Annotated in this window: 13 protein-coding genes; 3 read left to right on the top strand and 10 right to left on the bottom strand. The window is 34.1% G+C overall.

What is annotated here, in order from left to right; translation table 11 throughout:
* Positions 1-158 precede the first annotated feature (158 nt).
* Complete coding sequence (locus AACK98_RS07860) at positions 159-1,001, top strand: hypothetical protein (RefSeq protein ID WP_339041289.1); 843 nt, start codon at positions 159-161, stop codon at positions 999-1,001.
* Positions 1,002-1,362: 361 nt separating this feature from the next.
* On the opposite strand, the gene AACK98_RS07865 is transcribed toward AACK98_RS07860, so the two are convergent.
* From AACK98_RS07865 to AACK98_RS07900, 8 genes are all read right to left on the bottom strand, one after another.
* A complete protein-coding gene (locus tag AACK98_RS07865) occupies positions 1,363-3,006 on the bottom strand; it encodes a PhoPQ-activated protein PqaA family protein (RefSeq protein WP_339041291.1) in 1,644 nt (547 codons plus the stop codon).
* Positions 3,003-4,874 (bottom strand): molecular chaperone HtpG, encoded by a 1,872-nt coding sequence (gene htpG, locus AACK98_RS07870; RefSeq protein WP_339042691.1) that lies wholly within the window; start codon positions 4,872-4,874, stop codon positions 3,003-3,005. Before htpG ends, AACK98_RS07865 begins: the two co-directional genes overlap by 4 nt.
* Positions 4,875-5,563: 689 nt before the next feature.
* On the bottom strand, positions 5,564-5,935 hold the full coding sequence (locus AACK98_RS07875) for an IS1 family transposase (RefSeq protein ID WP_339042693.1): 372 nt from the start codon (positions 5,933-5,935) through the stop codon (positions 5,564-5,566).
* Positions 5,839-6,222: a hypothetical protein gene (locus AACK98_RS07880; protein WP_339041293.1), complete on the bottom strand. Its 384-nt coding sequence runs from the start codon at positions 6,220-6,222 to the stop codon at positions 5,839-5,841. The genes AACK98_RS07875 and AACK98_RS07880 overlap by 97 nt, the downstream gene beginning before the upstream one ends.
* A 106-nt stretch (positions 6,223-6,328) precedes the next feature.
* A complete protein-coding gene (mnmA, locus tag AACK98_RS07885) occupies positions 6,329-7,441 on the bottom strand; it encodes a tRNA 2-thiouridine(34) synthase MnmA (protein WP_339041296.1) in 1,113 nt (370 codons plus the stop codon).
* Between the two features lie 14 nt (positions 7,442-7,455).
* Positions 7,456-8,025 carry a NifU family protein gene (locus AACK98_RS07890; RefSeq protein ID WP_339041298.1) on the bottom strand — a complete coding sequence of 190 codons (570 nt, stop codon included), beginning with the start codon at positions 8,023-8,025 and terminating at the stop codon, positions 7,456-7,458.
* A gap of 553 nt (positions 8,026-8,578) precedes the next feature.
* Entirely contained in the window at positions 8,579-8,950 is a 372-nt protein-coding gene (locus AACK98_RS07895; RefSeq protein WP_339042695.1) for an IS1 family transposase, read from the bottom strand.
* Positions 8,854-9,237: a hypothetical protein gene (locus AACK98_RS07900; protein WP_339040485.1), complete on the bottom strand. Its 384-nt coding sequence runs from the start codon at positions 9,235-9,237 to the stop codon at positions 8,854-8,856. Before AACK98_RS07900 ends, AACK98_RS07895 begins: the two co-directional genes overlap by 97 nt.
* Before the next feature lie 194 nt (positions 9,238-9,431).
* Here AACK98_RS07900 and AACK98_RS07905 point away from each other — a divergent pair, with 194 nt between their 5' ends.
* Both AACK98_RS07905 and ruvA read left to right on the top strand, forming a co-directional pair.
* Positions 9,432-10,379: an outer membrane beta-barrel protein gene (locus AACK98_RS07905; protein ID WP_339041300.1), complete on the top strand. Its 948-nt coding sequence runs from the start codon at positions 9,432-9,434 to the stop codon at positions 10,377-10,379.
* Positions 10,380-11,071: 692 nt separating this feature from the next.
* Entirely contained in the window at positions 11,072-11,683 is a 612-nt protein-coding gene (gene ruvA, locus AACK98_RS07910) for a Holliday junction branch migration protein RuvA (RefSeq protein ID WP_339041301.1), read from the top strand.
* A gap of 131 nt (positions 11,684-11,814) precedes the next feature.
* Here the strand turns inward: ruvA and AACK98_RS07915 are convergent, their stop codons facing one another.
* On the bottom strand, positions 11,815-12,186 hold the full coding sequence (locus AACK98_RS07915) for an IS1 family transposase (protein ID WP_339042468.1): 372 nt from the start codon (positions 12,184-12,186) through the stop codon (positions 11,815-11,817).
* On the bottom strand, positions 12,090-12,473 hold the full coding sequence (locus AACK98_RS07920) for a hypothetical protein (protein WP_339041182.1): 384 nt from the start codon (positions 12,471-12,473) through the stop codon (positions 12,090-12,092). The genes AACK98_RS07915 and AACK98_RS07920 overlap by 97 nt, the downstream gene beginning before the upstream one ends.
* Positions 12,474-13,029: the final 556 nt, after the last annotated feature.

Consider the following 13,029-nt stretch of genomic DNA (forward strand, 5'->3'; position numbering starts at 1 on the left):
TTTGTCAAAAATCAGTTTGCTACGCAAATAAATTTTTGTGGAGAATTAAATATACAAAAATTAGCTTTTAGAATTACCATGCGCTAATTTTCGGATATATAATTTATCCTGTACCTTGCAACGACTACTTAACAAAATCCATAAGGTTTTTGGCAATTTTGCCATTTTTTGCTGGATTTTCGGTGCGCCATAATGACTTGCAGGCCAAGATAAATCCCATATTCCTTAGAGTTATGACACAAGGCGTAACTAGTATATTGGCCATGCCTTTAATATCTATAAATCTAAGTAGAGTAGTTGTCAAAAAGATGGAATATACACAGCAAGTTTTACCTCTGGTCTATAAATCTAATTATAATCCATATGATTTCGTTGTATCGCTTTGCAATTTAGAAGCGTACAATGCTGTGACACGGGATAATATTTGGCCGCATAATAGGTTAATTATAGTAGGAGAAAAAGGTAGTGGAAAAAGCCATTTAGCGAACATTTGGGGCACACGAAAAAATGCCGTGTATGTAGGTCAACAAACTAATTTACTAAGCTTAGAATATAGTAAGAACCTAATTTTCGAAAATGTGGAAACATGTAGTGACGAAAGAGCCCTACTTTACTTGATAAACTTTGCACTTGAAAATGAGATATCATTATTGATGACGACAGCCTCGCCATTACAGTGCTTAATTCCAGATCTGAAATCAAGAATAAACTCGACATATCATATTTTTATTAAAACTCCTTGTTTAGATCTGATCAAAGCGCTATTGATAAAACATTTTTCAGATAAACAGATTTCTGTCTCATTAAATGTGATAGAATATATAAGTTGCAGAATTGAAGGCAGTTTTTCCAGCATATTGGATATAGTAGAATATTTTGATAGAATTGCTCTTGAAAAAAGAAGAGAAATCACCATTGCATTTGCAAGAGATATGCTAGGTGAATATATAAATGGCAGAGAAATTACAACTTCACTTCAAAATTCTATGCAAGGAATATAATGAGGTTAACTATAGTTATTTGAGTTAGATTAGCACGTTGAAAAGAAGCCATCTAATGTGTCAAGATGCAACAGACTTGGCGTTACCCGATTCTATGAAGCTTATTACTTTCTCTCTTAAATCTATACCATAGTGACTTGTGCGCATTTTAGCTTTCCTTATAACTCAATACATAGGCTAATGCAACTCAAATAACTATACTTTCATAAAATCCATAAGGTTTTTGGCAATTTTGTCAATTTTTCTGCAGATCAAGAGAAATCCTATATTCCTTAGAATTATGATGCAAGGACTTTAAAAAGTTCTTGTTTATTATTTTGTCCTTCTAAAATTTCAAGCAAAATATAAACAATTTTAAAGGTTAGTCAATAGTGACTTTGTAAGGATTGTCACTTACTCCAGCAATATTCACTTCTGTAGTAATAGTAAATGGATTCATATCATCTAAAAAATAATCTATTTCTAAAAATGCAGCTTGAAATCCTCTTGTTATTTTAGGTAACTCTGCTGTTATAACACATTGTGAAATGCCGTCACATTGATAATCAATATTTATAGAAGAATATTGTGCGTCACAAAGTTTCTCTGTAAACCATGAAGCAATATATTTCTTGGCGAAAAAATACCAAAGGCTAAGCTTTTGATAAGGAGAATGGTTAATCTGAAGACATCTAAAATCTCTAGAATCTTCATTATAAGCTCTCCAGAGTTTTACACTTTGTGGAATTTCAGAAGAGTGTAACACAATTTGTGAAGGGAAAAACTCCCAAGAAACTTGCGGCAATGCAACTTTATTTAATTGCAAAGATAGGTATCTCTCAACAGCATCTTGTACGACCACATCTGTTTTTAATATGCTTCCTATCTTCCCCCCAAGCAAGTAGTGAGCAGCGTTTGGAATATACCTAATGTAATTTTCTTTTCCTGGCAGCATGCTAAAATAAAAGCGTGAAGAATCAGGAGTAAAGAAGTCATCGCCACTCGCATTTATTATATATTTTGCTATTCCAAGCCTATTTAAATATTTCGTATCATATTCAGGTTTAAGGTAGCTTAATGGATCTTCTATATCCATTAAATACTCGCCGTTTTTTGATTGTAGAGCCTCTATTACTCCTTCATTTATATAATCTTTAAGAGCGATAGGACATGTGCCACCATATACAGAACAAATATGGTGTATATTTTTTCTTACGTTTAGAATATCTATTACAACTGGCATCAATGCAGAAACACGTTCATCCTCAAGTGCGGCAAGCCACGCAGCCCACCCTCTTTTTGAAGCTCCAGATAATATAAAATTTTTGATTTCTATACGAAATTCTAATGATACTATGTCTTCTACAGCATCCATTCCTTTCACTATAGATTTAGCCATTGGCAGGTGACCAGCGAGATATGCATTTTGTGCAGGATCTTCCATTACTTTTCTATATGTGTACGCCAGTATTTGATCCTCACGTTTAGGAAGAGGAGAAGCTTGATCTCCGAAAAAAATATATTGGTTTGGAACATTGAGTAAATTAACAACAATTATGTTATTTCTCTTTGCAAGCCCTATAAAATCTAGCTGTTCAGGAGAATCTTGAAATGTCTCATTTCCTTTTTCATCTATGTTGTTACCACCGTTTACATACATAAAGACAGTGTTGTGTAAAACATTATCAGGCTTATAAATAATTAACCTATGATTCCATAAAAATGTAGGATCATTTTGATTTTCTATTGGCCAAAATTGCGATGAAAGAGTGTAGGTGTGTATTTCTACACCATCTGCGATGCTTGTGCTTATGCGTTTGAAGTTGTAAGCACCATCTTCTCTTTTTATAAAAGAGCTAAGTATGTTTTGAAATTCTGAGTTTGTACTTAACTTGTTTTTCTTTTCTGCAGAAGAGAAAAATGCGTTTTGAGATTTTGTAAAATCAGATTTTATACAACGCTCTTCTACTATTAAATTCTGACTATGTACACTAAGTTTTCCAATATCTGGCGAAGAATCTATCATGTAATTAATAATTTATTTAATTTTGTCACAAAATCTACGGGATTACTTATTGGTTCCCCTGCTATTAAACATGCCTGCCCAAAAATTATTTCCACCATTTCAGATTCTCTTTCTCCAGCTAAACCTTCCGATACACTTTTCATAATCTTTATAAGCAATGGATGCAGTGCATTTACCTCTAAAATTTTAGCAGAGCGTTTGTTTAATTGTTTTTGTTCAATTAATAAATTTTCCATCTTGATATTCATGCTTCCTTCAGAAATAGCAAGACAAGCTGGACTTTCTACAAGCTTAGTAGAAAGTCTAACATCTTTTATTCTATCGCCTAATACATTTTTGATATATGCCTTTAGTGCTTCCTGCTCAGCGTCATTATGATTGCTAGCTGTGCTTTTACTGTCTTCTGGTAATTTTTGTATTTCGTCTAAATTAATATCGGAAACCAAAATAGATTTCATAAACTTGTTTTTATATTGAGAAATAACATTTACCCAGAATTCATCTACATGATCAGTCAAAAGTAAGACTTCTATGTTACGTTTTGCAAATCCTTCAAGTTGCGGATTTTGACGAAGTACATCCAAATTTTGTCCTGTAATATAATAAATTTCGCTCTGTTCCGAATGCATTCTATCTACATATGTACTTAGGTCAATGAACTCATCACCAGATTTAGTTGAATAAAATCTACATGCATCAAGCAAATCCTCTTTTTCTTCCAACGCAGGTTCACATAAGCCTTCTTTCATAACTTCACCAAAGCTCATCCAAAATTCCTTATATAATTCCGGATTTTCTTTTGATGCTTGCTTTAATGTGCTTAGTACTCTCTTTACAACTGATTTGCGAATTTTATGTACAGTTGCGTTTTGTTGCAAAGTTTCTCTGCTAATGTTGAGAGGTAGGTCGCTGGAATCTATGATACCTCTCAAAAACCTCATATATCTTGGGATTACATCAACGTCATCTGTGATGAAAACTTTCTTTACATAAAGTTTCACTCGTGCACTTCTATCTGGATGAAATAAATCAAATGGAGCCTGTTTTGGGATAAAAAGTAGATTGATATATTCAAGATTTCCTTCCACTTTATTATGAATTGTAAATAATGGTTCACCAGGCATATGTGCCACTTTGTGGTAGAAATTTACATACTGTTCGTCTGAAATCTCTGATTTAGGTCTAGTCCAGATTGGGGAAGAAGAATTAATTACTTCTGGCTCTCCATCATTTTCTATAAGCTCTATTGGAAAGTCTATATGATCAGAGTATGTGTTGATTATATATTTGATTCTATATGATTCTAGGAACTCGACATCTGAAGGTTTAATATGTAATTCTATAGATGTTCCGTGTGGCATTTGTTCTTCTAAAGTTGTAATTTTATATCCTTCTTTGCCGTCAGATTCCCATAGATAAGTTTTTTGCTCAGAGAATTTAGTGGAATACACTTTTACTGTGTCTGCTACCATGAATATAGAATAAAACCCTACGCCGAACTGCCCTATTAAGCTGAGATCATTACCGTTTTTACCAAGTTGCTCTAAAAATCTCTGAGTGCCAGAACTTGCAATTCTGCCCAAATTTTCTATCAAATCAATCTCATTCATTCCGATGCCATTATCAGAAATGGTGAGAGTTTGTTTGGATTGATCTATTTTTATAGTGATTTTTAATACTTCTTCAGAGCCGAGTTGTGAGTTTTGTGTCATCTCATAGCGAAATTTATCACATGCATCTGAAGCATTTGATATCAATTCACGTAAGAAAATTTCTTTATTTGTATATAAAGAATGTATCATTAAGTGCAGTACTTTCCCTATCTCTGCATCAAACTTTTTATTTTGTATATGGTTGGTAGTACTCATAGAGATATTCATTGTTTATTTAATTAACTCTGGTATGTATCACAATGTTCCACGTGGAACATGATAAAAGTACTTTAGAAACTCACTTGTACTTTAAAAAAATCGTGCTATTTAAAAATCCTTATGCGTGTGCTTTATAGGAAGTGCTATATTAAAAAGAATATTTCGATTACAAACTATTTATGTCTAAAGCCAATTTTATCAGTTGAGCATAACAAAAAATTTGTAAAATTGACACCCTAATAAAATTGGTGCATTTAAAATGTTCTGCTCCTTATGTATTTGATATACATATACGTCTATATTATTTCTAGTTCCTGTTGAAGCCTAACTTTATATAATTAATAATAAATTGTAAAATTCAATTATTTATAATGCTTTGCAATATATGGCTAAAGCAACGTAAAAAAGTAATGCTAAATTTTTATCTTTTTGATAAATTTGAAGTCAGCTTCTTGCCTGAAATAACAGTTATATTATAGATTACAAACGAATAAAAATTTATTCTAAATACTCGCTTGCCATCTCTACTTTATAGCGCTTTAGCTATATATGTTTAAATATCAAAAATATGTTCCACGTGGAACATATTAATGCATTACACTTTTTACAAGTTACTTTATATAATACTAAACATCGCTATATTCAAGAGGAATAGTACTAAAATCTATTACCTAAAATGAGAGTTTTCACATAAAGATAGATAAGAGCTGTTCTTGATATTGTTTGAATATTTGTGTAATAGTAAGAGCGCACCAAAGCTTGATGGATCCGTATACCATTGACTCTTTTTTAGAAACGATTTTAGTGCGCCGTGTCATTCGGCATAAATGATGTCGCGTGTTGCTATTATCTCTCTCGATACATACTGTGCCAGACTTTCCAATTGTATGACGCTCTTTGGGTAAAATTTTAGAAAAAGCCTCCCAATCATCCGTATAAAAATGACATTCTTTCAGATTACTCACTTTGTTGTAGAGCTTTTGGAATGTTGCAGTATCACGATTGCCTGTAACCCAGGCAACTGTTCTCCTTGTACTACGATCAACTGCCTTAATGATCCAAAGCTTGTTTTTTTTGAACCAATAAAATGCCACATCTCGTCGAATTCCATCTCCATAATATCCGAAGAGACACCTGGCTCCTGAGTCTTGCCCATCGCCTCTACTACCCAGCGATAAATTATGGACGGCGAATGCCATAATATCTTGCCTAACATAGAAAAAGAGCCATTACCAAGACTATATAGCATAACGCATAATGCTTTCTTAACAGCTGTTTGAGGCTTCTTGCCCAGATCGCCCTCAACAAAATTTAGAACATGATCTGCACTTATAACGCTGTACACCCCCTCACAATGCCATTCTTTACAAAGATATCAGAGCAACATCCCTTACAACAAACCATAAAACCACTCTTTAGTTTTTAAAAAAGTGATCATATCATACTTCTATCTAATTGTGAAAACTCTCCCTAAAATTATCACGACTCATTATCCAACCACCACCTAGTAATCTTGAATCATTATACATTACGCAGGCTTGACCTGGTGCGATTGCAATATAGTCATCACATAATAACACAACACGATTTTTGCCATCATACTCTCTATAAACTCGAGCAGGACTCCCCAAATGTCCAGAGCGTATCTTGACTACACACTCAATGCCTTCATCTGGAATACTACCTTCATATAGCCAATTCAAATCCTTTATAAAAAACTCTGGTGATCTTAAATCTGACCTAAACCCTACCCATATTTGCCTTTTTTCGGGCTTTATTTCTAGTACATATAGTGGCTCAGAATAACCACCTATATTCATTCCTTTCCTTTGTCCAACAGTGTAATGAAAAATTCCTTTATGAGTTCCGATAATAGTGCCATCTTTAAAAAGTATATCTCCAGGTATAAATGCGTCAGGGCGCATCCTCTGTATTAAATCTCCATAACCACCACTCGGCACAAAACATATATCCTGACTATCAGGCTTCTCTGCAATCTCAAGCCCAAATTCTTTAGCAAGAGCTCTTGTCTCAGATTTATACATACCACCAATCGGAAACATTAGATAATTTAGTTGCTCTTTAGTAGTGGTAAATAGAAAATAACTTTGATCTTTTGTGCTATCTAGACCTTTATGCATCTGTGCATTATCCGCACCGCTGATTTTGCGTACATAATGTCCTGTAGCCAAAGCATCAGCATCAAGATTCTTAGCAACATTAAACAAATCATTAAATTTTACTTTCTGATTACATCGCACACACGGAATAGGTGTTTCACCCTTTAAGTAACTTTCTGCAAAATCATCAATGACTCTTTGCTTAAATATGCTTTCATAATTTAATACGTAATGTGGAATGTTGATTTTTTCTGCTACCATCTGTGCATCATAAATATCAACCCCTGCACAACATGCTCCCTTTTTTTGTAAAGCAACTCCATGATCATAAAGTTGTAATGTAATCCCTATGACCTCATGTCCTTCATTTTTCAGCATTGCAGCAACAGTAGAGCTATCAACTCCGCCGGACATTGCAACAACTATTTTCTGTTTTCTAATCATTCAACAAAAACTAATTAGTAATATACTTGTTCCACAGACTTTACCTCTGGTATATAATGTTTCAACATATTTTCAACACCACTCTTTAGCGTAAACGCAGAACTTGGACATCCTGAGCAAGCTCCATATAACTTTAGATATACAACGCCATCCACAAAGTCATGATACAAAATATCACCACCATCATGAGCAACAGCTGGACGCACCATAGTCTCTATAAGATCTTTTATCTTTTGTACAACTTCAGAATCATATGAATCGCCATTAGATACAGCATGCTCATCCAAAATATATCGCTTCAAAATAACAGGATGTCCAGCAACCAAATGATCAGTAATAGCACTTACAATTAGTGTCTGCAAAGTATTCCATTCAATATCAGCTGCTTTTGTTACTGATATAAAGCTATCAGTGATAAATAAATTATTAATACCACTTAAAGCAAATAACCTCTCTGCAAGTGGCGAAATAGCTACTTCATCACCTATAGAGAAATTGAAAGTTTGGCCTGATTCTAAAATCTCTGCATCTGGAATGAATTTCAATGTGCTAGGATTAGGTGTAGCCTCTATTTGTATAAACATAAAAATACTCAACTATAGTTATAAACACATCTATTTGTTAGCATAAGTTTTTGTAGGCATAAAAATTTAGTTTAGCTATCATAAACAAATATATCGAAATAATCAAAATTTTCTATTATTACTAAATGCAGTTGTTATCCCAACTCTCCAACTCCAAAAATAACAGAACACTGTAGCTTTATCTTTTTTTAATTTAAGCACACTCCTGATTGCTTTGCTTCTAGTATAGCTAAACTCAAATCTCAAAATACGCAGCAAATATATACTGTTATTTGGGGAATTGCTATCATTTGAAAATATTTTAGAGTACGCGCGCCAAAAGTCTCGGAAACAGCATAAAATGATGCCCCGAGTGTCAGAATAGTGTTTTAAATCAGTAAGAAAATGTTATAACAAGTGCAAAAAACTTACGGATTTTATGAAAGTAGCATTTGCAGCATAGGGCCAATTAATATATCCGAAAATTAGCGCATGGCAGATCTAAAAGCTAATTTTTGTATATTTAACTTCTCCGCAAAAATTTATTTGCGCAATAAATCAATTTTGAGAGTTTTCACATAAAGATAGATAAGAGCTGTTCTTGATATTGTTTGAATATTTGTGTAATAGTAAGAGCGCACCAAAGCTTGATGGATTCGTATACCATTGACTCTTTTTTAGAAACGATTTTAGTGCGCCGTGTCATTCGGCATAAATGATGTCGCGTGTTGCTATTATCTCTCTCGATACATACTGTGCCAGACTTTCCAATTGTATGACGCTCTTTGGGTAAAATTTTAGAAAAAGCATCCCAATCATCCGTATAAAAATGACATTCTTTCAGATGACTCACTTTGTTGTAGAGCTTTTGGAATGTTGCAGTATCACGATTGCCTGTAACCCAGGCAACTGTTCTCCTTGTACTACGATCAACTGCCTTAATGATCCAAAGCTTGTTTTTTTTGAACCAATAAAATGCCACATCTCGTCGAATTCCATCTCCATAATATCCGAAGAGACAACTGGCTCCTGAGTCTTGCCCATCGCCTCTACTACCCAGCGATAAATTATGGACGGCGAATGCCCTAATATCTTGCATAACATAGAAAAAGAGCCATTACCAAGACTATATAGCATAACGCATAATGCTTTCTTAACAGCTGTTTGAGGCTTCTTGCCCAGATCGCCCTCAACAAAATTTAGAACATGATCTGCACTTATAACGCTGTACACCCCTCACAATGCCATTCTTTACAAAGATATCAGAGCAACATCCATTACAACAAACCATAAAACCACTCTTTAGTTTTTAAAAAAGTGATCATATCATACTTCTATCTAATTGTGAAAACTCTCGAAATTCTTATAGAGTAGATTTTTGCAAAACGTCACCAAACAATGATCCACGTGAGTGTTTTTATGTTTTAGTGACAATCAAATCACAGTTTGGAACAGGTTATGCAAGAGGTCTAATGAATATTCAATGTCAACTTCCTACACAAGACAAACAACGCAATACAAAAGTTGCGCCAACACGATGTCCTACAAAGCTACAAAAATATGATCACCTACTAGATGCATTAAAAGACAAATATAAAGATGAGAGTCTCGAAAAAGCCAGAATGGAACAAGCTAGAATAGAAAAAGCTAGACTTGCGGCAAGAAAAAATGCAGTAAGCGCTCAAAAAAAATATGTAATGAAGCGATCAGAACCAATGAGCAGACCATATTTTAAAATGAGTATGGGATATGCATTTAACAGCGACTTTAAAGCAGTGCCAGGAATAGGAAGTATGTATGTAGAAAACGCAAAAACGTCTAATACAGTTATGCCAAGGGTTGAATTTGGAGGACAAACAACAAAAAACTTATCGTTTGGTGTTTACCTTAGTTATAGCAAACGCGAGTTTCATGCTATGCCACAAGATATCAGTAGAGAAGGAGAGATCATTCCAGGAGGTTATACGTTTATAAATATGCCAACAAAGAGCATTAGCGCAGGAATAAGCGCATGCTATGAATATGGTGGAGCTGCAAGCAATTTCAAGCCATATATAACTGCTAGCGCTGGCATTGCAAGAAATTCTATAAGCTATAACCACCTAGTAGAATCTGTAGATATCAACATTACTGCTTTTGGCAAGACACGAGAGTCATTTGCATGGGATGTAGGAGTAGGACTACTTACAAAGGTCAACAATAACTTGAATATTGACTTGTCATTTAGATATGTTGATCTTGGAGTTGCATCAACCAGTGATAAAGGAACAATTACATCACCGAAGAAGGTACATAGAGGAATTAATGATAATTACCTAACAAGTACGAGACTTAGCAGCTATGTAATAGCTTTAGGATTTAAATACGTTTTTTAAAAAGAAGGTTTTTAAAGACAAAGAATATTGCACATTAGTTTATTTTCAAGATACCCCATGATAAATGAATAGTTTGTATTCATTAGACATCTTTCGAAACTCTATTTATGACAAGAATTTGTACGTCGATTTTGTGTTCGCGGCTCCTCATGTATAGCAAATATACTCTTGTCTTGCCGTATCTAAATCTTCTACCACCTTTTTCGCCAGAAGCTAGTTTCGAAAGAGGTCTATTAAACTTCTTGCATAACCATTTGAGAATTTCTTCCCCTTTTTTTGCAATTGATTTCCAGTCACTATAGAAACAGAAGAAAAAGATTTCATCTGAGGTTTCATTGAATTGCTAGAATTTATAATCTTTATGCCTGAATTCTCGAAGCGCAGGATTGAAGCGCATCATCATTGCTTGCAAGCCGAGATAATTCCACCGCTTTTTAGAGTTATACCAAGTACTAAAATTAGCTTAACAAATTTTAGAGCATAGTTTTGTGATATATAGTATGCTATTTCCATAACAATAATGGATATATTGGAGAAGGTAGTATGCGAGCTTATTAGAAATTGTGATATAATATAAAAAACACTAAAGCAAATATATCACATAAACTATTAGCTAAATTAAATTTAGCACTTAGCATCATGACACAAGCGACTTGATAATTGACAACTCGCGTTAATAACTTTTACATACTATGATAGGAAAACTTACAGGAATTGTGGACTCAATCAAACAAGAATATATCATTTTGGACGTTGGTGGAGTTGGTTATTTAGTTTATACACACCACTATGTTTTAAACCAGTTTTCAACAGGCGACATGGCCTCTCTATATATAGAAACTCTGGTTAAAGAACAAGATATCAGCCTATTTGGTTTTAATACAGAGGATGAAAAAGAATGGTTTAAAAATTTAATATCGGTCCAAGGTGTGGGAGCAAAACTTGCTATTGCAATACTTGGTGTGTTCAGGACAAATGATTTACAAAATGCAATAATTACAGAAGATAAATTAAAATTTCAATCCATCAGCGGAGTAGGTGGGAAGATAGCAACTAGAATAATCAATGAATTAAAAAATAAAATAAAAACTATAAAAGAACTCAATATCGTGAATGCACAACTCAATAGAGTTGATTGCGATATTCATCAAAAGCAAGCTCTAGATGATGCAATAGAAGCATTAGTAGGACTCGGTTTCAGTAAATCAGATGCAATGAAGAGAATTGCTGGCATAGACACAAATAACAAGGACTTCACGCTTGAATCTTTGATAAAGAAAGCCTTGAAATCCAATGTTCATTGATACTGAAGCGCAAATACTAATCTCAGAATTTAAGTTGCAGCTTTCTCTGTATATCTGATGAAAATTCATCCAAACTTAATCAACTTATGGATCTGTTGCAAATAAGTTAGAAATAGATTATTAGAGAGTTTTCACATAAAGATAGATAAGAGCTGTTCTTGATATTGTTTGAATATTTGTGTAATAGTAAGAGCGCACCAAAGCTTGATGGATCCGTATACCATTGACTCTTTTTTAGAAACGATTTTAGTGCGCCGTGTCATTCGGCATAAATGATGTCGCGTGTTGCTATTATCTCTCTCGATACATACTGTGCCAGACTTTCCAATCGTATGACGCTCTTTGGGTAAAATTTTAGAAAAAGCATCCCAATCATCCGTATAAAAATGACATTCTTTCAGATGACTCACTTTGTTGTAGAGCTTTTGGAATGTTGCAGTATCACGATTGCCTGTAACCCAGGCAAATGTTCTCCTTGTACTACGATCAACTGCCTTAATGATCCAAAGCTTGTTTTTTTTGAACCAATAAAATGCCACATCTCGTCGAATTCCATCTCCATAATATCCGAAGAGACAACTGGCTCCTGAGTCTTGCCCATCGCCTCTACTACCCAGCGATAAATTATGGACGGCGAATGCCATAATATCTTGCATAACATAGAAAAAGAGCCATTACCAAGACTATATAGCATAACGCATAATGCTTTCTTAACAGCTGTTTGAGGCTTCTTGCCCAGATCGCCCTCAACAAAATTTAGAACATGATCTGCACTTATAACGCTGTACATCCCTCACAATGCCATTCTTTACAAAGATATCAGAGCAACATCCCTTACAACAAACCATAAAACCACTCTTTAGTTTTTAAAAAAGTGATCATATCATACTTCTATCTAATTGTGAAAACTCTCGATTATTAGTAGCAGCATATAAAAGCTATATAGTCATGGCTCTAAGAAGCTGAGGATTTATGTTGGCCTGCAAGCAATTACGAGGCGCTGAAAGTCCAGCAGAAAATGGTAAAATTGCCAAAAACCTTATGGCTTTTTAAGTAATATTTGCTAGGTACAGGACAAATTATATATAGCAAAGGAAGTTGAAGATATAAAAGCAAAACCTATAGTGTACTAGAGAGCTTAGAAATGGTGAATTAAAGAGCTAATTTTAGCTTTAAGATATTTAAAACCATATATCAGTTTATAACATCTTTAACTTCCCTTACTATAGTTTGGAGCAATTAGCTCCCAAGAATCATATGTATTGTAGATTTTATGGCATAAGTAACAAGCAAAATATCTAAAACCTAAAATCATGTCAAATGATTCGATTTCAACAGGCCCATTA

Origin of the sequence: Candidatus Lariskella endosymbiont of Hedychridium roseum (assembly GCF_964020185.1) — a bacterium.
Classification (GTDB): Bacteria; Pseudomonadota; Alphaproteobacteria; order Rickettsiales; family Midichloriaceae; genus Lariskella.